The organism is Shewanella algicola, from assembly GCF_014648035.1.
GTDB classification, from domain to species: Bacteria; Pseudomonadota; Gammaproteobacteria; order Enterobacterales; family Shewanellaceae; genus Shewanella; species Shewanella algicola.
Map to the genome: position 1 here is coordinate 1 of NZ_BMQI01000038.1, position 20,743 is coordinate 20,743.

A 20,743-nucleotide genomic window follows, 5' to 3' on the forward strand; every position below is an offset into this window, starting at 1 on the left:
GACCTCTTAATTTATTAACATACTGTCTCAAAATTAAGTGTCCGATGGAATTAGACCAGAACATGTAAACAATGAAGAAACATAGAAGGCTGATACTCATTTGTAAGTCACTATGGGCCGATACTGCATCTTTAGTTTTCATCAGTCCGTATACAATCCAAGGCTGACGCCCTACTTCGGTAGTAAACCAACCCGCGAGTATAGCAATTAACCCAGCTGGCCCCATTAAAAGGGAGAACTTTAGATACCAACCTGTATTATAAAGTCGCTGTTTTTTACGCAGACCAAGACTGCACAAGCCCTGTAAAATCATGAGTATTCCAAGTAATACCATAATTCTAAAAGACCAAAATATAATTAGTGAGTTAGGTCTTTCGTCTTTTGGAAAGTCTTTCAATGCTGGAATGGGTTCTACCAAACTGTGTTTGAGTATTAAGCTGCCAAGTACGGGTATTTCAAGCGCGAAGTCTGTACGCTCTTTTTCCATATTCGGGAATCCAAACAGAATCAATGGACTTGGGCCGCCGTCAGAGTTATCCCAATGTCCTTCTATAGCTGCAATTTTTGCAGGTTGATGCTCTAGTGTATTAAGGCCATGAATGTCCCCTATATAGGCTTGTATCGGTGCGACTAGAACTAACATCCACATTGCCATCGAAAACATTTTCTTTACAGGGCCAGTTTTATTGCCCTTGAGCAGATGCCAGGCTGCGCAAGCACCGACAAATAAAGCTGTGCTGAGAAATGCTGCAACCCCCATATGAACTAATCTGTATGGAAATGAAGGATTAAAAATGACAGCAAACCAATCGGTTGGGACAACTTGACCATTGATAATCTCGTAACCAGTTGGGGTTTGCATCCAACTGTTAGAGGCGAGGATCCAAAAAGTGGAGAGTATGGTCCCCAGAGCGACCATACAGGTAGCAAAAAAGTGTAGCTTATCGCCTACTCGTTGCCAGCCAAAGAGCATAACCCCAAGAAAACCAGCTTCTAAGAAAAAAGCAGTCAGCACTTCATAGGTGAGTAGCGGCCCAGTAATACTACCGGCAAAAGATGAAAAACCACTCCAATTGGTTCCAAATTGATAGGCCATAACAAGGCCTGAAACAACACCCATACCAAAGTTTACAGCAAAAATCTTTGACCAAAAAAGGTAGAGTACTTTGTAGTCAGGATTGCGTGTTTTGAGGCTTAACCCCTCTAATACAGCAAGGTAGCTGGCCAGCCCAATGGTTATCGCTGGAAAAATAATGTGGAAAGATATTGTAAAAGCAAACTGTATCCGTGCTAATAACAAAGCATCGAGCTCAAACATAAACTAGCCTTATTCATTTTAGAAGATGGCATATTAATGGATGGCCAAGGGTATAAGTAGGCACAGAAATTAAGTCTAAATATATAACAGATGGTTTTTATCAGTGTTATGATTTAGAAGGTATTAATTGTTATGGTGAATTCGAATTGGCAAAGTATGAAGATCTGGTTTATCAACTCAAACGTCAGATAAAATCTGGAGTCTGGCGTGCGGGCGATAAATTACCGTCGCTTAGAAAACAGTCTGAACATAGTGGTCTAAGTTTGATGACAGTTTTACATGCTTACCAAGTCTTGGAGTCTCAAGGTTATGTGGTTTCTCAAGCGCGTTCAGGCTATCGTGTGACACCTGAATTAAAAGAAACTGAAACTCATCGGCATATTGCAGTGTCGTTAACTGAAAAAGTTGATATTAACGACTTTGTGTTTGAAGTACTGCAAGCAGGTCGTAATCCGTATATGGTTAATTTTGGTTTCGCGTATCCAGATCCTAGTTTGTATCCACGCCAACAAGTTAATCGTTCGCTAATGTCTGCCGCCCGAAATCTACCAATTTCTAGTACATTCGACAATTTACCGCCTGGTAATGAAGAGTTAAGAACGATCCTTGCTAAACGGTATGCGACGAAAGGAGTTAACATATCGCCTGAGGAGATTGTGATTACCGCCGGCGCACTCGAAGCGTTAAATCTCAGCTTGCAAGTGTGCACCAAACCGGGTGATTGGGTGGTGGTTGAATCTCCCACGTTTTATGGTGCGCTTCAATCATTAGAGCGGCTGGGATTAAAGGCCTTGTCGGTAAGAACCGATACTATAGCAGGAATTGATCTCGATGCTTTGGAAAAGGCACTTCAATCCCATGATGTAAAGGCGTGTTGGTTGATGAGCAATCATCAGAACCCACTGGGTTTTACACTAACATTAGAGAAAAAGCAGTCGTTAAATGATCTGCTTAATCGTTATAAAGTGGCTTTAATTGAAGATGATGTCTATGGAGAGCTTTATCAAGAAGGCTATCCGGTTATGCCAGTCAAACAGTTTGATCAAACTGGAAACGTAATGCTTTGTTCTTCTTTTTCAAAATCTTTGGTTTCGGGGTTCAGAATAGGTTGGGTAGCAGCAGGGAAGCGTGCGTTGGAGATGCAAAAGTTGCAATTAATGAGCACGCTAGCAACAAGCGCACCCATTCAATTAGCGCTAACAGACTATTTAAGTAAGTGTAATTACGAAACCCATTTAAAGCAGTTGAGAAAAAAACTGCATGAACGTAAGAGACAGATGGAGTGTTTGCTTACTAAGTACTTACCTGCAGGAGTTAATATAACGAGTCAGCAAGGAGGTTATTTTATTTGGGTAGAACTTCCGCTTGGAATCGATTCTGTGGATGTTTTTCATGCAGCTATAAAGCAAAACATCAGCATTGCGCCGGGAAAAATGTTTAGCGTAACCGAACACTACAACCATTGTATGAGATTGAATGCGTCCTTTGCACTGAATGATAAAACAGTACAAGCAATAATAACATTAGGACAAATAATCAGTGAATGTATGGTGGTGAATGCATCAAAAAATGAGTAACTTCGAAATAACGAACCCAAGTTCTAACCCGAACGCTCTAATCCTCAAGATCTGATATAGATATAGCCTTCATTTCTGTATCTATTTTCGAAAGTCCTCCACTTTTATAATGCAGTTCCTTTATTTGTTTCCAAGGACAGTAGGACCTTGGGAAAAGATTTTTACTACGTATCGGAAATACCAATGAGTAATGTAAAAATAGCCGCACTACGTGCACTTCATTTGATGGATCTAACAACCTTAAGCGATAACGATACCGATGATAAAATTATCGAGTTATGTAAGCTAGCTAAAACCTTTGCAGGTAATACCGCCGGCATATGCATCTACCCGCGTTTCATTCCTATTGCCAAAAAGCAATTGCGATCACAAGGTACCCCCAATATTCGAGTGGTCACTGTGACTAATTTTCCTCATGGAAATGATGATGTTGAAATAGCCGTTGCTGAAACAAAAGCGGCCATTGCCTATGGCGCAGATGATGTCGATGTTGTGTTTCCATATCGCGCGTTAATATCGAGTAATGAGGATGTTTGTTTTGAGCTTCTTAAGCAATGTAAAGCCGCTTGCGGTAATGATATTTTCTTCAAAGTGATTATCGAGTCTGGTGAGCTAAAAACGCCTGAACTAATCAAAAGAGCCTCCGAAATATCCATTAAAGCGGGTGCAGATATGATCAAAACGTCTACGGGGAAAGTGCCCGTCAATGCAACGCTAGAAGCGGCTGAAATTATGTTATCAGTCATCAAACAGATGGGCGTTGAAAGTCACGTTGGTTTTAAGGCCTCTGGCGGCGTTCAGACTGCAGAAGAAGCCAAACTATATTTAGATATGGCTAATAATATTATTGGGGAAGGTTGGGCCGATAACGCTAAACACTATCGTTTTGGTGCTTCTAGCTTGTTATCTAATCTACTTAATACGCTAGGTGAAGCAAAATAGACATTGACGCTAAATATTAAATTGAGCACTTATGAGCGTTCCTATTCGACAAGATGTTACCGATAAATTTACGCTGCAGTAAACTATGCCATCTAGCTTTTGAACAATACTTAAACGCACAGCCAGGCGCTGGCAGTTTGCTGCGCCTTGTCGTCGTTTTCGGGCTAAATGCTCACAATATTAAGTTAAAATAATAAAACAATGCCGCCATCATTTTACTGTTCATCCCCCATTAAAACCAGCCATATATGGCATGTTAATTTTGTTACCTGTGGCCAATTCTTAACGCTTCGCCACAGCTAATCAATAAACCGTCTAACTTCATTACAGGTTAACCCTGACATTCACTCTGCGACTGATAGCAATGACTTGCGGGGCTTCATTTTAGGCTAACCCTTACGTCGTTCCGGCATTGCAGTTAATGCTGTTAAGCCGAAATGCAGGTGTTTATGCTTTTTGCATTTTTAACCTGTGAGCCAACTCTTAACGCTTCGATACAACAAAGAGTGAATAATCTAACGTTATTATTAGCAAAGCCTGACATTCACTCTGCGACTCTTAACAATGACTTTCAAGGTTCACTTGAGGCTAAATTTAACGTCGTTCCGGTAATGCAGTTAAGCCGGAATCCAGGTGTTTGCTTTGCATTATTGACCTGTGCCAATTCCTAACAACACTTAAACACAATGAGTGTCATTAATGGTTACTATTGCCAGTAAGCTTGTTTTCCATAGAAATTAACGCGGCAAGTATGCCACTAACTACAAATGCAACAATACCAAAGCTAAAGGTCACTCCAGCAAAGGCATATAAACCGGGTGAATGATCAGCCCCTAAGATCATTAGTCCACTTTCTAGTTGCGTGGGTTCTGTTGTTTTGCCAAAAAAGAAACCATAACCAGCAGAAAGTAAAGAAACGACAATGGCCAAACAACCACAAATAGCAATCAACCTAGCGGCAAAAAGTAACAAGCCTAAGTGATTAGTTTGAATATTTGAAAATGGGTAGAATTTCATACAAGTCCTTTGTAATTTGATGACTTACCTCTGGGTATACTCAGTAAAGTCAGTCCGTTAACTTATTGATTACTATCACCCTACATTTGCTATCTTATTATTGTCAAGTAATGAAATCGCACTGGTTAGAACAAACCGAGTTTGCAAAAGTGGGGTCGTGTTTAAGTTGGGCCGAATAAATTTAGTTTATATGACCCCACTAGATTTAACTTCTTAGTTAGAGCTTACTTGTGAAGCCCTCTTACGGTGTATTTTTATATATGAGTAGAAAAACACAAACCATACGATACTAAGTATTCCTGGTGTCATAGCTTCGAGGTATGAACCTAAAGCAAGGTAATATTCTCCATTTTTTGACAAAAAAACAATCGTAAAATCTCCTGGCTGATAATTGGCTGCAAACTTCTTCCTTGAGCTACATATTGCAATATCACCTGGCTTGGCATTTCTGACAATGACGTTTTCATTGGTCGATAAAATTTTAAGTTCAACTTCTAAAGAGCATGCTTCACGACCAAAAAGGTCTTCATATCCAAAATAAGACTCTATCACTTCAGCTTCGACAATTTTCGAATCTGACGTTTGAAAAACTTCATAAACAAGCGCTGGGGTGAAAACAACCACACCAAAAAAACTAAAAAATGTCAGAGCAAAAAAACATATACCTTTAATCTTCTCCATAACAAAATTGCTCCTTGGAAGCCCTAACAGCTTACTGAAGGACTTGCTCAGTAAAGCCAGCCCCTTAACTTATTGATTAATATCATCCTACAGTTGCTATCTTATTATTGTAAAGCGATAAAATATTACTCCGCCTCTACATCACGACGTTGGTGACCGTAGCTGAAAAACATAAAAAAGGGCTGAGTTCTGACTATACAATATTAGCGAAATAACGATAGGCTTTGCTTGCTCAAGGTGCCACTTTAAGCAAGTCACTTTTATCTGCAAACTCAACAATGATATGGTTAACTTGAATACTACAAAGTTCATCACACACGATGACGTATCAACCCAAGGAAGCCACATGAACACATCTCAAGGTTTTAACCTACTGTCCACCAGCATATTCATATGCAGTTTATTTTTCAGCGTGGGAATGTTCAGTGCGGAGGTGTTAGGTACAGAGAGTACGGCTAATATCGACACCAGCAAACTGGGTGATATTAAAGCGGTTAAGTTTAATAACCCACAGGTGATAACCTCGGGGTTACCGACAGAGCTGCAATTTGAACAACTTGCTCAGGCGGGTATTAAAACCGTGATAAACCTTATCCCTAACGACAATCCAAATGCATTAGCCAATGAGCAGCAAATCGTCACTCAGCTGGGCATGAACTATCACAATATTAGTGTTGATTGGCAAAAACCTACCCAAGAAAACCTAGCGCAGTTTTACAGCCTAATGCAGCAAAATGGCGACGCACCAGTGTTAGTGCATTGCGCCGCTAATTACCGTGCCTCTGCCTTTTATTATTTGTATCAAACTCGCCAAAACAACGCGCCGTCAATGGCCGAGGCACTCACGCCCTGGGGCGATTTACAACAAAGCTTTGCAGAATACCCGCAATGGCAAAAGTTGATAGAAGAGGCAACACAGTAATATCAAACTCAATAGCCAGAAGATAAATAAGGCGTTCGTCTTAGCTTAAATGCGCTTTAACATTAGCTTTACTGCCATCATCTATATCTTAAAAAGAAAGCACTGGAACCCCGATAACAACATTCGAGGATGACGGGTTAGAGTAAAACCCTCCAGACAATGCTTAAAAACCAGGCTCTAAGCACTTGATGATGAAGGCTTAGCGTTATGCCCTTGTTTGTGACTATATCAGGTCAATATCTGGCCAATATCGGGCAAGTGACAATGCAAATAACGTTATCTACTGCGGCGTACCAGCACTGTTCAAATCCATTTTATATACAGGTGCAGGAATAGCCTCTGAGGTAATATAAATACTCTGGCCGTCTTGGCTAAACGCTACCGCTTCGGCTTGTTTTATTGCCGGCAGAGCAATCTGTTGTGGCGCTGTAGAAAACAAGCTTAACCAATCACCGGGTTGAGTGCGGCTAAAATAAAACGCGTGGGTGTAGGTTAATACCACAGCCGACAAGCCATCAGCAGAGATATCCATCGCGGTGGGGTTTCCGGCAAAGCCTGCCCAGGTATAAATACTGACATAATCGAGTACCGCGGTAGGTAAAGGCGCGATTTCACCTAACCTTTGGGCTTGCTGCTTAATCATTTGAGTAGATGAGATAGTTGATCCACTTTGTAGCGTTGGTGCAATTAAAGGCAGCTCATACAATACGGGTGGTGTATCACGTTTGGTCAATAACAGTATTTTACCCTTTACAGTGTCTACCGCGACTGACTCACAATCTCGAGCCCCATCTGGGTACGTATATGTCATGCTCCAAACCGGGGTTGCCGACAGTTTTTTTTGGCCATTGAGCTGGCTTAAATCGGGCTCTTTGATCAAATGTAACTGATACTGCGACCGCCTTGCCAGGTTATCACCCACATCGGCGATCAACAAATACGATTCGCCTTGATAAACAAACGAGGCAATGTCTTCCCAATCGGTATTCTTTACACCGGTAATATTGAGTGTGGCTAACTGCTGCCCCTGGGTATCGATAGCAAAAATCCTAGCGGTATCACCGCTGTCGTTATGCGTCCACAATATGTGATCATTAATCCGTGATACCGCTAGGCCGCTGGCTTCGTCAATTGACGGTGCTGTAATGCTACCTGTCTGGCTCATACCGGTAGGCATTGCGCAGGCACTGGTTGATAACGCTAAGATTAAATATACAAACACAGAAATACGCTTAAACATAATGATAAGTTACTCGAGCAGCCGCTGGCAAAAAGTAGAGATATATTAACAATATTGAGTTGAAAAAGATTGGTAAATCATACCGTTCTAAAACGCTAAAATAACAATAAATAGACTGAAAAAGGCCACTTTCTTTGTTCCGAAGAAAGTGGCCATGCACGTTTTTAGCAATTGAAATGATGAGTAAAAACCACTAAAAACCAGTACTTGTTTTACCCTAGCTTACTAAAACATTAATACTCATAGCTAAACTGTAAAGTGTATTCTGTGCCAGGATCTTTGGCATACACTTGGTAGTCTTGCTGCTCGTACTCGGTGGTTTCACCTAATATATTCTTGGCTTTTAACTTCACCGTGGTGCTGGTTGTTGGGAAGAATGTATAGGTAAAGTCTAGGCTATGAAATGGCTTTTCATATACATCATCTAACCCACCACGCCCACCGTAAGCAATGCGCTCGCCAAACACGTTATACACCAAGGTTGCGCTATGATAACTGTCTGATGAATCGTAGCTTAATTGCAAGTTAGCCACCCACTGTGAGTGCCCTGTCATGCGACGAGTTTGGTGAGTTGGGTCGATTTCGCCATTGGCCGCGATATCAATTTCTGAATCACCTAGGGTTAAGTTACCCGCAATAAAGAAGTCTTCCCAAATGCTGCCATCACTGCCTAAAAACTCAAGTTCTTGTAAAAACTCAGTTTCAACACCGTAAATATGACCCGACTGAGCGTTATAAAACTTAAGCTGACGACCCGCCTCTGAAATACGTTGAATTGGCTCAATCGGCGCGTCAACGTCTTTGTAGAATGCACCCACGCTGAAGTTGTTACCAGAATCTGAGTAGTATTCCCAACGTAAGTCTAAGTTAAGAATGTCTGAGCTTTTTAGCTCTGGATTACCAAAAAAGTCAAAGCCTGTTGCTGGGTCTTGAAAACGCACTGGCGACACTTCACGTAAGTCTGGGCGCACGATGGTTTTACTTGCTCCAAATCGCCATTGCGTGGTGTAGGTTTGTTTCCAAGTGATTGATAATGAAGGGAACCAGCCGTCTTCAGCGATGGCATAATCTTCAAGATCATAACGGCCACCTTCGTCTGAAATCTCACCATCAGGATCAATTGGCAGTGTCACACGGCGAAAGTCTTCGTAACGAATACCGGCATAAACACGCCAAACGTCGTCAAAGTCGATGTCCATGCTAACAAACGCGGCATCATTTTTTTCGGCGGCGATGTAATCTTCGGTGTCGGTAGATGCGTCTTTAAGCTCAAGGTCTAACACGTCGCTGCTGATGTTACTGTCTGAGAAAATCTCATCAAAGTCACCAGCTAAAATGTCACCGTTAACATCGGTAGGGCTTAAATCAACATCTAAGCCTAAGCGTGTGGCAAAGCTTTCGCGAGTGCGTTCAAAGTATTCATAACCTGTGGTGAGCTTAACCACCGCACCGTCTAAGTTAATGGGGTAAGTAAAATCCCACCCGTAGTTTTGAGTGTCGTCATTTAAGCGGCTATAAACGTATTTGGGCGCATCTTGAGTATTGAGGTTACGTGACAACAAATCTTGATTGTCATCTAATACTACGTTGTATGTGTATGAGACTTCATTGGGTGCATAACGCTCAGAACGTGCGTCAGAGAACTTCCAGCTAAACTCGGCATCATTAAAATCTTCAATAAAGTGATGGCCTTTAATCTGATTGCTTATCAGCGTTCGCTCTTCATAATCGATATTATACACTTGCAGCGCGTTTGGCTCGGCTAGGGTGTCGATGGTTTCTTCAATACCCACCGACACATCATCAGAGGTGTCTTGTAAATAGGTCGTGAAGGTTTCGATTTTGTGGTTGTAACCAATCTCTAATCCTAGGTTCAACATGCCTGACACTTGCACGATTGAATCGGTACCCACTACGTCTTTTTGGTTTTCAATCTGAATTTGGCTGCTGTCGCCGTCTAACTCAACTTCGCGCTTAGTGTAGTTTTCTGCTTGTCTCTTATACGACATCGCAGACAAGGCACCGAATACGATGTCGTCGCTAATGTCCCAACGGTCACCAATGGCAACATCACCGCGAACCGCAGGCTCTGTACTTTGAGTAAACACGGTCATGTCACGGTACATGTCTAACGATAATTCGCGGTTAATTTTCTGCGCGCCGGCAAAGTCTACTGCACCATTTGAGCCACTGAAAATATCAATTGGGCTGATACCACCATATTGGTCGATGGTATTATTAATGCTACTCGGCATACTGCGAGTACCATCATCTTGACCAGTCCAATCATTACCGCCACCGTTATAGGTGTAGCTGTCGTCTGAATCGTTTGTATTGTAGCGGCCACCTACTGAGGCTTTAAAAAAGAAATCAGACGGGATTGATTTAGTACGAATATCAACGTGTCCGCCACCAAATGCAGCTGGCGAATTGGCCGATGCTGACTTTTGCACCGATAACGATTCAATAATCGATGCAGGGAACATGTCTAGTGGAACAACGTTACGAGTTGGGTCTGGCGATGGTACTGTCGAGCCGTTTAATGAGGTGCTTGAATAACGCTCACCAAGGCCACGTACGTATATGAATTTACCATCTTTTAAGGTTAAACCTGTCACACGACGAAGCGCTGCGGCTGCGTCACCGTCACCGGTTCTTGAAATTTGTTCTGAGCCCATAATATCGGCTACAGCAATTTGCTCACGACGTTCTTCAGTCGCTTCTGACGCTGAGCTGCGTAAACGCCCTGTGACTGAAATCACTTCAATTGGCTCAATCGGAATCACTTCGCCTGGGTCACGAGTAGGCTCTGGTTCTTGCGAGTATACTGGGGTAGCTGTTAATAATGTCGCCGCAGAAATAACAGAGAGAATGGCAAGGCTTAATTTATTAACGGTAAAACTCGGCTTGGTTTTCATACTTATACTATCCTGTATGCGGTTCAGAGATAGCCGCCCTTGCGAGCGGCTATTAATAGGTCACAGATTACTTAATCAAGGTGATTACTGTGGTTCAAAAGCCCAGCCTTGACGCCAGTCAGTCTGGCCATCGAATGCCCCAATAAAGTTGGTTGATTCGAAGAAGCTGTCATCAGTACTTAAGTCTTTACCTGTACCAAGTAGCGTTGTATCACTTGCTGCTGGCATGCCGTCAGTAATCGCCACTGCCGCTGTAGAGTTACCGTCTTGGCCTAAGAACCAGGTTTCTACATTCACAGCATCTGCAGTAGTGGTGTTATCTGAGCTGTATTTAAATGGCTCGTTACAGTCGATAATTGAGTGAGACATGGTCAAAGTTGAGGCATTTACGTTATCCACTAAACCAGCATAAGTGCCATCTAACTCTAAACACTCACCCGTTTCTGTAGTGCCAGTACTACCTTTACGACCTTGTACTAGTACGTTGTATAACTCACCAGCTGTAGCAACACGAAGTAAGATGCCTTCACCTTTATCGCCGCTAGCATTTTCAATATCTGTACCCGGTAAAATAGTGAAGTTAGCTAGCATAGGCGCAGAGACTGGGATATCTGTAGCCCCTTTATGGCTGTCGCCTTCAATACCACGGTTTGCATTGCCATCTTCATGCGTGATGTAGACAAACTGCGCTTTACCAGTCCAACCGTTAGTCCAATCCAAGCTGTCATCAAAGTTTTCAGTTAGGTAGACATATTTCAAGTTAACTGCACCACCCCAGAATTCAACACCATCGTCGCCGTTAGCATGCACTTGGATATGGTCAACTTGGGTACCGCTGCCGACTGCCGCGAATGAGATACCGTTCATTTCTTGAGTGTCATTCACTTTAAAGCCAGCATACTTAACCACTACATAGCTGATTTGACCGCTGTTATCAGCGTTGTCGTTACCACCATAGGGAAAGTCACCGACTTCAAACGAGGCATCACAAGCATTTTTATCTGGGCATTTGTTGGTTAAACCATTACCGAGAATAACTAAGCCGCCCCATTGACCACGCTCACCTTCAGCCCCGGCAATCACATCTTCTTCAGACGTCATCACGATAGGATGTTCAGCGCTACCTTGAGCCATGATTTTAGAACCGCGGCTAATGGCAATATAGCTGTTAGAGGTAGCAAATAATTTAGCACCAGCTTGAATAGCTAATGTTGCAGATGTGGTTTTATCAGCACCAACAAGCACTGCGCCACCATCAATTTTGTACATCACATTTTGGCCAGCAAGTAGGGTGGTGTTGCTCAACACGTTGCCTTCAAGCGTACAGATTAGGGTGACAGACGCATCTTTATATAAACCCGCTACCGCGTTAGATGCAGTAGTACCTACAGGACAAGATGTCATAACAGGTAAGGCTTCTGGCGTGGTATCAACATCGTCATGAATGGCCGTCGTCCAACCGCTAGTCCAGTCATTTGTGCCATCAAAAGCACCAATGTATTCAGCATTATCTAAACGTGCATCAAGGTTGCTTAAGTCAGCTTTACCGCCAGTTAATGCAACCGATGATGAATTAGGCATGTAACCATCTAGGTCAGATGCGCCCACTAGGTTGCCTTCTTGGCCGGTGTACCAAGCTTCAACATCTAGCGCTAAGCTTGTACCCGCCTCGGCATCAACTTTGGCATCTTTAAAGGGTTCAACACAATCCACTAAGCTGTGTTGCATGGTTAACGCTGCAGTATTGGCGTTGTTAACGGTGGCATCGTCGTTCACTTCTAAACATTCGCCAGAGTCAACATCGCCTTTAACGAGCATGTTATAAGCAAAGGCACCGGTACCTTTACGGAACAAAATACCTTCAGCATCGTCACCGCCGCTGTTTGTGCCGTTAGCCACTTCAATGGTGATGTTAGCCAATGCAGGCTGTGACATGGGTGTTGCATTGGCATCGCTGTTACTGTCCGCTTCGATACCACGGTTTGACCCGTTGTCAGCTAAACGAATGTAAACGTGCTGCGCACTACCTTGCCAACCGTTAGTCCAATCTAACGAGTCATCAAAGTTTTCAGTCAGTACGATGTTTGAAACAGAAACGTTACCGCCCCAGAACTCTAGGCCGTCATCGTTATTTAAATGCACTTGTACATGGTCAACTTCAGTGCCAGCACCGACACCCGCAAAGCTGATGCCGTTCATTTCCTGAGTATCGTTGATTTTAAAACCACCAAACTCGACGCGTACGTACTTGATTGAACCAGAGCTATCTTCGGTGTCATTACCGCCGTAGTTGTAGTTACCGACTTCAAATGATGCCGCACAATTGGTTAAATCAGGACAAGTATTCACAGGCGCGTTGCCCAGTAATACTAAGCCGCCCCATTGACCCGCTTCACCTTCTTGACCTAAACCGGCTTCAACCGAGGTAAACACGATAGGCTCAGCGGCAGTACCTTCAGCCATGATTGTTGAACCACGGCTAATCACTAGGTAAGAATCACTACCACCCAAAATTTGAGTGCCCGGTAAAATAGATAACTCTACTGAATTTTCATTGTCGCCACCCGCAACTACGGCGCCATCTAATTGCCATACAACATCATCACCTAATACAATTAAGTCGCCATCTTGGCCACCAGTGCTAATGGTTGATGCTGCTGTAGAAGGCGCGAGTGTGCCTTTTAATACCCAAACTTCTTTACCATCAACCGTGGTTGCGCTTTTTGTCGCAAAGCCGCTGTAAGATAATTCTTGAGCGCTCTGGGTTGGTGTTGTTGGCGTAGTCGGTGTGGCTGGTGTTGTGGTATCATTGCCAGTGCTTATATTGATATCACCACCGCAACCAGCAAGACCTAAAGTGGCCGCAAGGGCTGTAGAAAGTGCAGTCAGTTTAAAAATATTTTTCAGTTCCATTGTCATCTCCGAAGACGGATGTAAGCGTGTGAGTAAATCGGCTGGATGACAAGGTATCGAGTAAAAATGACAAAAAGACTGCGGTAAAATGACAGTAACATGTCATCAAAATGACAGTAAGATGTAAACCTGATGTTACTGCGGGTTGAAGGGCAACCTAAGCGGTATAAAATTTTAACAGTAGAGATGAAAAAGTAACGAAAAGCTAAATTTAATAACAACACATACCATTAAATCGCTTTTATGGTGTGCGTTGTTAACAATAGATGTAAGGCTAAATGAAGCTAGCATAAATGGTCCATATACCTAATAACAATGCAACAATGCCTGCTGACCTAAACCAAGTAAGGCCTTGCTTGGCGGCCTTAATAGCAAATTTCTCGTGGTGTTTTTCGGTCATAAAAACCAATAAAATAGCCACTAAAAGCAGCAAGTTGCCTATAAACTCAAACACCAATGGGTAGCGAGTATAAGGCGCGCCTAATAACAGCAATGCGCCAATCACTAAACGCGAAATGATTTCAAAATAATGAAAGTAGCGTTGATGGCTAAAGGTGACGATTGCGCTTGAAAATGCCTCAGGCTTAAACAACATATACAGCCCAAAACAACAGATACTCACACCCCAAAGGCTGATTAATATGGCCATATTGATTTCACTAAATGCAGCAGTTGATCTATTTTACCACTGAAGCGATGTAACAAAAGTGTTAGAAAACAATACATAACGGCGCTTCAGACACAATTACGTTAATGGACAAACAATCGCTTGAACAGGCGGCAGTGTATTGTCGCAACCTAACACTAACTTGAGTAAAAGCTGAATACCAACCCACTATATCAGTATAAATAAATATTAATAAATGCTCATAAAATCGTTTTAGGCTCATTTAGTGTTAAAGTAGCCATAAAGTACAATTTCAGTAGCAAAGGAGCGCCAATATGCCAACAGATATTATTATTTTAGGAATATCGATCCTTATTGCTATCGGCATTTTACTCCATCACCCATCGAAAACGCTGGGCTTACCGTCATTATTGATTTTTATGGGTGTAGGCTTAGCTTTTGGTAATGGTGAATTTGGCTTTGTTTACGACAACCTTCAGCTCACATCTACTATTGGTACTGTCGCGCTAAACACTATCGTCTTTGTGGGCGGCCTCAATACCCCGATGAAACATATTCGCTTTGCCTGGAAAGAAGGCGGCATGTTGTCGAGCGCGGGCGTCATCTTTACCACGATAATTTTTGGCTTTATTTTGAATGCGTTACTCGATTTTTACCTCATTACTTGCATGCTGTTTGCAGCGGTTGTGTCATCAACCGATGCGGCAGCGGTGTTTTCCATTTTAGAGTCTAAAAAGCTTAAATTAAAACACGGTACTGGCACTATTTTAGAGTTCGAATCGGCCACCAACGACCCCATTGCCTTGCTCATGGTTATCATGCTAACCGACTTTATTATCAACAGTGCAAACGGTACCCCAACCGCAATGTCTATCGCCACAAGCCTAGGTCAGCAAATTGGTGTCGGCGCGGTTATTGGCCTCATTATGGGTAAATTATCGGTTTGGGCACTAAACAACATCAAACTGCCAGAATTTGGACTTATCCCGGTGTTTATTCTGGCGACATTTGCCATTACCGTTTCCAGCACTGAGATTTTTGGTGGTAACGAGTTAATTGCGGTATACATAGCAGGCGTCATCATTGGTAACTATTTAAAGAAGGGCGCTGAAGTCAGTAAGCATTTTTTTAATGGTATATCTTGGTTAGCACAGTCGTTAATGTTTATTATTTTAGGCTTACAAATCTTCCCACAGCAACTTGCGCCAGTATTTTTTGCATCCCTTTTGCCCGCCATTTTACTGATTGTGGTCGCCAGACCGCTTGCGGTGCAATTATGTTACCTGCCTTTTAGGCAAGCTAATTGGCGCAAACGCTTGTTTGTGTCTGCAATAGGCCTTAAAGGCGCTACCCCAATTGTATTTGCGCTCATCCCCGCCGCAGCAGGGGTTGAAGGCTCGCGAGAAATGATCCACATGGTGTTTTTTATCGTGCTGATTTCGGTCATTGTTCAAGGTGCGGCCATTGAGCCGCTGGCGAATAAATTGAAGTTAAACTTACAACCTAAAAAGCCTGAACTATAAAAATGATTCAATGCCCCATAGCAATGAGGCATTGAATCATTTTCAGTATTTTTGTTGTTCGTTATTTTACCGTGATTCTCTCAACTGATTTCTCAGGCTGATGGATAACATAATCTAACTGTACTTGTAGGTCTTTAAACCCAGTTGCCGAAGGTTGATACTTCCATTGCTTAAGGGCTTCAACAGCCGAAGTATCAAACACCCCTTTAGGTGAAGCCTTAATCACATTCACATTATCTACATTGCCTGTTGGGTTAATATCAAACGACATTTGTACATAACCATTTACTCCTTCTTTAGCTGCATTAACCGGATAAGTAGGCTCAATTCTAATGACGGGTAACGCCATGTCGCTCGTTGTATTGGCAATACTCACTTGACCACCGGCATGGACTTGTTGATTGAACATAAAGGCACTCACACCGATAGCTAATGTCATACCAATCAATACTAAGGTGCTTTTTCCATGTTGTTTTTTCATCTGTAAAATTCTCTCTTTTAAGATAGTTTTATCCCCATAATGGGTATGTAACATGCCTAATGGAGCATGTTGTGAATAGGCCAATAACGTGTTGCTATAGGCAATTTTAGAATGGGCTTCCATGCGGGCTGTCACTTGCGCATCACAAGACAATTCTTGATCTTGCCTAAATCGACGGTATGCCAACCACATCAATGGATTAAACCAAAACAGCACCGTCAAACCATAAGCCAAAATATTGCTCCACACATCACCACGTTGATAGTGATAAACCTCGTGTTGAAGAATGGCCTGCTGCTGGCTTTCATCGAGTAATGTAAAGCTCGTTGGCACTAGAATACTGGGAGTAATTATTCCTGCTAGCATTGGTGATTCGATATCTGGATGGACTAATACGTTAAGCTTTACTGAAGGAATATCTAGCTGACGTCCACGCTGAATGAGTTGCTGTAACCAACCGTATTCCATCACGATATTAGCGACTATTACTGTCACGACGATACCGTAGAGATATGGCAGGTATAACTGGTCAAATAAGCCTGCCGACAATGCAACCGTGTCGGTCGCAAACACATAGTATTGGTGCATTAATATCGACGTATTATTGCTGGAAAATCCGTTAAACATCGAGGGTAATAGTATTTGTAATACGTCGGCAAACACGAAAACGGGTACTATGATCCACATAAAATAGGTGTAATGTGCACCTAGTTTAGACAGTAAAAGGCGGTGCGAAACCAATAACACCATACACACTACGCTCAGTGAAATGGTTTGTTCCATAAACCAATTAATCATCACTTTTGCTCCTTTTTCCAGTCATCAAGTAAGGTTTGCAGTTCAGCAACATCGTCAGCAGACAACTTATTTTTTTGAGCAAAACCAGCCACTAGTGGGGTTAACTTGCCTGCAAACATACGCTCAACAAACGACAGAGATTCTTTCAGCGTATAGTCTTGCTCGGCAATTAACGGCGAGTAATGGTAAACCCGCCCTTGTTTTTCAAAGCTCACAGCTTGTTTTTTAACTAGGCGATTGAGCAAGGTTTTAACCGTTTTTTCATGCATATCGTGACTATGCTCTAAAGCATCCACAATCTCACTTGAGGTCAATGGCGACTGCTGCCAAAGCTGCTGCAACACGACTAATTCACTATTGCTGATTTCTTTCATGTGATACCGCTCATTTGTTGTTAGAACTTGTTAGAACAAAAATGGATTACACTTGTAATCCTCCCATTTAAATTACAATTGTAATCTTAAATAAGCAAGGTTTATTTTTAAGCAATTTACGAATAAAAATGAAAAAGCCTAATCAGATGATTAGGCTTAAGATTGAACTTTTATCTAACTAACAGGCTTTATATTGATCGTTACGTCGATGAGCGTTTATCGTTATAAAACCACTGATAAACCGTCGGCAACACCAGTAAAGTCAATGCCGTTGAGCTAAACAAGCCGCCAATGATCACCACCGCTAATGGTTGTTGAATTTCACTGCCCACACCAGATGATAACAAGATAGGTATTAGCCCTAATGCTGAGGTTAGTGCCGTCATTAACACCGGACGTAACCGTCCTACCGTGCCTTGATAAACACTGTCGTGCAGGCTTTCATCTGATGATTGTCTGCGCTGGTTAATCGAGTCCACCAGCACCACACCATTCAACACCGCAACACCAAACAAGGTGATAAAGCCGATTGAACTAGGCACCGACAAATAAGTGCCAGTGGCATATAAAGCCACCACGCCGCCGATTAATGCCAATGGCACGTTAGCCATAATCAATGCCACCTGTTTGAGTGATCCAAACGAGAAAAACAACAATAAACCAATAAGTGCGATAGAAATGGGCACCACCAACATTAGCTTTTGTTGCGCCCGTTGCTGGTTTTCATATTGGCCGCCCACCACAACCGTATAGCCCGCAGGTAACTCCGCTTGCGGCACAATGGCATAAATATCGTTGACCACCGAACCCATATCACGCCCCGATACGTTGGCTTGCACCACCACTCGGCGCTGTACATCGTCACGACGAATATTCGGCGGCGCCATTTCAATCACCACATCAGCGAGATCGCCCAAGCGTACAATCGCGCCATTGGCACCACTGAGTAGTAAGTCTTCAATCACATCTGGCGCATTACGATATTGCGCTGCTAATCGCAGGTTAATGTCATAACGGGCGTTACCATCAATCACTTGGCCTGCACTGGTGCCACCAATACCTTGAGTCACCAAACTCATGACTTCATCGATGCTAATACCATAGCGAGCAAGGACTTCACGTTTAGGCCGCACCACTAACTGAGCTTCACCGCTGACTTGCTCTAGCGACACATCAACCGCACCAGGAATGGCAGCGACTAAATCGGTTAACACCTGACCTTTTTCCGACAATATGCTCAAATCTGGACCAAATATCTTAATCGCTAACTGCGCTTTAACGCCCGATAACAGCTCATCGACTCGAGTCGCTATCGGTTGTGAGAAAGTTAACAATAATCCTGGGAATATCGCTAGCCGTTGCTCCATCAAGCGCTGTAGCTCAAAGCGTGAGCTTGCCGATGTCCATTGTTCTATAGGCTTAAGACCAATATATATTTCAATATTACTCACAGGTTCAGGGTCGCCGCCAAGTTCGGGAGCCCCGATTCGACTTAACGCATATTCGACCTCGGGAAACTCCAGCAGCATGGCTTCAATTTTAGGCGCGACATTAATCGAAGTGGCCAAACTGGCTGTAGGCGCAAGTGTCACCCGTAAATTAATCGTGCCCTCTTCTAATTCTGGCACAAATTCGGTACCGAGTTTTGGCAATAACAGCATGCTTGCAGCAAACAAAACAACTGCCGCTAACATCACCGATTTAGGGCTTGATAGCACCAGTGTCAGTACTCGTCGATAGACTGCATCAATGGGGGCCAACACTTTGCTTTGACGCACTACAATACCGCGTTTAAATAGAAATACCGCCAATGCAGGCACCGCAAATAACGCCACCACTAATGCAGCCATCATCGCTAGAATAATGCTCACAGCCATAGGTTGAAACAACTTACCTTCAACACCTTCAAGGGCAAATAACGGCATAAATACTACGATGATAATCGCTGTTGCAAAGAAGATAGGGCTGCACACTTCTTTTGCCGCTAGCATGATCCTAATCGCCATGCTTTGGGTATGAGATTCTGACTCACTATCAACATCACTACCAACATGAGCTTCAGTAGATTGGTTGCTTCCAGTTTCGCCGCTGACATGTTTAAAGATGTTTTCGACCATCACCACTGAACCATCAACTAGCATACCGATCGCGACAACAAGACCACCTAAAGACATTAAATTAGCCGACATGCCATAGTAAGACATGATCAATAGCGCGATCCCGATTGACACTGGGATCGACAGTAATACCAACAATGTCGCCCGTATATTGACCAGAAACAACGCCAAAATAATCACGATAAATCCAAAGGCCATCAATAGCGCTTCAACCACTGTCGAGACCGCTTTATCAACTAAATCCGCCTGGTCGTAAAATACCTCAAATGACACGCCTTTTGGCAAGGATTGCTCAATTAAACTAATACGCGAATTGATGTCATCAATAGTGGCTTTGGTATTGGCGCCCATGCGTTTAAGCACAACGCCTGCAACCACTTCACCTAGCGCTTGTATATTGGACGACAAGCCATTATCAGCAGTCTGCCTTCGCGACATGGTCACTGCGCCTACTCTGATTTCGCTACCAAATGCCACGGTGGCAATGTCAGCCACTCGAATTGGCGTGCCATTGATTTCGGTTAACGGTATATCGGCAATGGCTTGTAAACCTGCGTCGCCAGCGGGCAACAAACCATAACCACGAACCACTAATTGCTCTTGGCCTTGGTCCATAAACCAACCACCAGCATTACGGTTATTACTTTCCAATGCTTGGCTAACTTGGGTCATCGACAAGCCATAACTGCGCAGTTTATTGGGGTCAACTTGCACTTGGTATTGCAACACCTCGCCGCCAAATGACAGCACTTCAGTCACCCCACTCACAGGCATTAAGATCAGCTTCACTAAATAGTCATTTAAGCTCCGCAGCTCAGATGCGCTGATATTGGATTCGGGTTCCGCCCGTAAAATGTATTGATAAATTTGCCCTAAACCTGAGGTGTTTGGGCCAATTTCAGGTATGCCGACACCCGCAGGAATCGACTCTTTTGCAGCTTGCAGTTGTTCAAACACTTGCTGACGTGCAAAATAAATATCGGTTCCGTCGGCAAACACCACAATCACTAACGATAAGCCCGTACGCGATAATGAACGCACCTCGGTCACCGCCGGTAATGCATACATTGCCGATTCGACAGGATAGCTAATCAGCTTCTCGACCTCTTCTGCCGCCAAACCTTCCGCTTCAGTATTAATGGTCACCTGCACATTGGTGACATCCGGAAACGCATCTAGATTTAACTTAGGTAACATGAATACCGATGCCACCACAGTGACCAGTAATCCAAGTAACACCAATAACCGCTTTTCAACGGCAATCTCAATTAATTTATATAACATTATGATGCCT

Annotated in this window: 15 protein-coding genes; 5 read left to right on the forward strand and 10 right to left on the reverse strand. The window is 43.1% G+C overall.

Translation table 11 applies throughout. The annotated features are described in order from the left end of the window. The coding region (locus tag IEY42_RS15340) for a cytochrome ubiquinol oxidase subunit I (RefSeq protein WP_188926061.1) at positions 1 to 1,318 on the reverse strand (1,318 nt) is incomplete at its 3' end. A 146-nt stretch (positions 1,319 to 1,464) separates the two neighbouring features. Here IEY42_RS15340 and IEY42_RS15345 point away from each other — a divergent pair. The 3 genes from IEY42_RS15345 (at position 1,465) to IEY42_RS15355 (ending at position 4,508) form a co-directional block, all read left to right on the forward strand. Continuing rightward, positions 1,465 to 2,895, forward strand: a complete 1,431-nt coding sequence (locus IEY42_RS15345; RefSeq protein ID WP_188926062.1) for an aminotransferase-like domain-containing protein — start codon at positions 1,465 to 1,467, stop codon at positions 2,893 to 2,895. Between the two features lie 183 nt (positions 2,896 to 3,078). Beyond that, the gene (gene deoC, locus IEY42_RS15350; RefSeq protein WP_188926063.1) at positions 3,079 to 3,837 is read left to right on the forward strand and encodes a deoxyribose-phosphate aldolase; all 759 of its coding nucleotides are present in this window, start codon (positions 3,079 to 3,081) and stop codon (positions 3,835 to 3,837) included. A gap of 449 nt (positions 3,838 to 4,286) precedes the next feature. Next, the gene (locus IEY42_RS15355; RefSeq protein WP_188926064.1) at positions 4,287 to 4,508 is read left to right on the forward strand and encodes a hypothetical protein; all 222 of its coding nucleotides are present in this window, start codon (positions 4,287 to 4,289) and stop codon (positions 4,506 to 4,508) included. A gap of 25 nt (positions 4,509 to 4,533) precedes the next feature. Here IEY42_RS15355 and IEY42_RS15360 read toward each other — a convergent pair whose 3' ends face one another. Together IEY42_RS15360 and IEY42_RS15365 are read right to left on the reverse strand one after the other, a co-directional pair. Next, on the reverse strand, positions 4,534 to 4,854 hold the full coding sequence (locus IEY42_RS15360; protein ID WP_188926065.1) for a hypothetical protein: 321 nt from the start codon (positions 4,852 to 4,854) through the stop codon (positions 4,534 to 4,536). Between the two features lie 213 nt (positions 4,855 to 5,067). Beyond that, entirely contained in the window at positions 5,068 to 5,535 is a 468-nt protein-coding gene (locus tag IEY42_RS15365) for a hypothetical protein (RefSeq protein WP_188926066.1), read from the reverse strand. A 346-nt stretch (positions 5,536 to 5,881) separates the two neighbouring features. Between IEY42_RS15365 and IEY42_RS15370 the strand changes: the two genes are divergently transcribed. Continuing rightward, positions 5,882 to 6,457, forward strand: coding sequence for a protein tyrosine phosphatase family protein (locus tag IEY42_RS15370; protein ID WP_188926067.1), 576 nt, complete (start codon positions 5,882 to 5,884; stop codon positions 6,455 to 6,457). 280 nt (positions 6,458 to 6,737) lie between these two features. On the opposite strand, the gene IEY42_RS15375 is transcribed toward IEY42_RS15370, so the two are convergent. From IEY42_RS15375 to IEY42_RS15390, 4 genes are all read right to left on the reverse strand, one after another. Further along, positions 6,738 to 7,697 (reverse strand): hypothetical protein, encoded by a 960-nt coding sequence (locus IEY42_RS15375; protein WP_188926068.1) that lies wholly within the window; start codon positions 7,695 to 7,697, stop codon positions 6,738 to 6,740. A 233-nt stretch (positions 7,698 to 7,930) separates the two neighbouring features. Beyond that, the gene (locus tag IEY42_RS15380; protein WP_188926069.1) at positions 7,931 to 10,615 is read right to left on the reverse strand and encodes a TonB-dependent receptor domain-containing protein; all 2,685 of its coding nucleotides are present in this window, start codon (positions 10,613 to 10,615) and stop codon (positions 7,931 to 7,933) included. Positions 10,616 to 10,699: 84 nt separating this feature from the next. Next, positions 10,700 to 13,528 carry a beta-helix domain-containing protein gene (locus IEY42_RS15385; RefSeq protein WP_188926070.1) on the reverse strand — a complete coding sequence of 943 codons (2,829 nt, stop codon included), beginning with the start codon at positions 13,526 to 13,528 and terminating at the stop codon, positions 10,700 to 10,702. A 274-nt stretch (positions 13,529 to 13,802) separates the two neighbouring features. Further along, entirely contained in the window at positions 13,803 to 14,177 is a 375-nt protein-coding gene (locus IEY42_RS15390; protein WP_188926071.1) for a hypothetical protein, read from the reverse strand. Between the two features lie 293 nt (positions 14,178 to 14,470). Here IEY42_RS15390 and IEY42_RS15395 point away from each other — a divergent pair, with 293 nt between their 5' ends. Then, positions 14,471 to 15,679 carry a potassium/proton antiporter gene (locus IEY42_RS15395; protein WP_188926072.1) on the forward strand — a complete coding sequence of 403 codons (1,209 nt, stop codon included), beginning with the start codon at positions 14,471 to 14,473 and terminating at the stop codon, positions 15,677 to 15,679. 61 nt (positions 15,680 to 15,740) lie between these two features. Here the strand turns inward: IEY42_RS15395 and IEY42_RS15400 are convergent, their stop codons facing one another. The 3 genes from IEY42_RS15400 to IEY42_RS15410 all read right to left on the reverse strand — a co-directional run bounded on the left by IEY42_RS15400 (position 15,741) and on the right by IEY42_RS15410 (position 20,733). Further along, positions 15,741 to 16,958 carry a M56 family metallopeptidase gene (locus tag IEY42_RS15400; protein WP_188926073.1) on the reverse strand — a complete coding sequence of 406 codons (1,218 nt, stop codon included), beginning with the start codon at positions 16,956 to 16,958 and terminating at the stop codon, positions 15,741 to 15,743. Then, the gene (locus IEY42_RS15405) at positions 16,958 to 17,332 is read right to left on the reverse strand and encodes a BlaI/MecI/CopY family transcriptional regulator (protein ID WP_188926074.1); all 375 of its coding nucleotides are present in this window, start codon (positions 17,330 to 17,332) and stop codon (positions 16,958 to 16,960) included. The genes IEY42_RS15400 and IEY42_RS15405 overlap by 1 nt, the downstream gene beginning before the upstream one ends. A gap of 200 nt (positions 17,333 to 17,532) precedes the next feature. Further along, the gene (locus IEY42_RS15410) at positions 17,533 to 20,733 is read right to left on the reverse strand and encodes an efflux RND transporter permease subunit (RefSeq protein WP_188926075.1); all 3,201 of its coding nucleotides are present in this window, start codon (positions 20,731 to 20,733) and stop codon (positions 17,533 to 17,535) included. Positions 20,734 to 20,743: the final 10 nt, after the last annotated feature.

Bases quoted from the DNA above. Each gene is read 5' to 3' on its own strand.
- IEY42_RS15375 (WP_188926068.1), bottom strand. From the start codon at position 7,697: ATGTTTAAGCGTATTTCTGTGTTTGTATATTTAATCTTAGCGTTATCA.
- IEY42_RS15395 (WP_188926072.1), top strand. From the start codon at position 14,471: ATGCCAACAGATATTATTATTTTAGGAATATCGATCCTTATTGCTATC.
- IEY42_RS15360 (WP_188926065.1), bottom strand. From the start codon at position 4,854: ATGAAATTCTACCCATTTTCAAATATTCAAACTAATCACTTAGGCTTG.
- IEY42_RS15400 (WP_188926073.1), bottom strand. From the start codon at position 16,958: ATGATTAATTGGTTTATGGAACAAACCATTTCACTGAGCGTAGTGTGT.
- IEY42_RS15365 (WP_188926066.1), bottom strand. From the start codon at position 5,535: ATGGAGAAGATTAAAGGTATATGTTTTTTTGCTCTGACATTTTTTAGT.
- IEY42_RS15380 (WP_188926069.1), bottom strand. From the start codon at position 10,615: ATGAAAACCAAGCCGAGTTTTACCGTTAATAAATTAAGCCTTGCCATT.
- IEY42_RS15355 (WP_188926064.1), top strand. From the start codon at position 4,287: ATGCTTTTTGCATTTTTAACCTGTGAGCCAACTCTTAACGCTTCGATA.
- IEY42_RS15370 (WP_188926067.1), top strand. From the start codon at position 5,882: ATGAACACATCTCAAGGTTTTAACCTACTGTCCACCAGCATATTCATA.
- IEY42_RS15410 (WP_188926075.1), bottom strand. From the start codon at position 20,733: ATGTTATATAAATTAATTGAGATTGCCGTTGAAAAGCGGTTATTGGTG.
- IEY42_RS15390 (WP_188926071.1), bottom strand. From the start codon at position 14,177: ATGGCCATATTAATCAGCCTTTGGGGTGTGAGTATCTGTTGTTTTGGG.
- IEY42_RS15385 (WP_188926070.1), bottom strand. From the start codon at position 13,528: ATGGAACTGAAAAATATTTTTAAACTGACTGCACTTTCTACAGCCCTT.
- IEY42_RS15405 (WP_188926074.1), bottom strand. From the start codon at position 17,332: ATGAAAGAAATCAGCAATAGTGAATTAGTCGTGTTGCAGCAGCTTTGG.
- deoC (WP_188926063.1), top strand. From the start codon at position 3,079: ATGAGTAATGTAAAAATAGCCGCACTACGTGCACTTCATTTGATGGAT.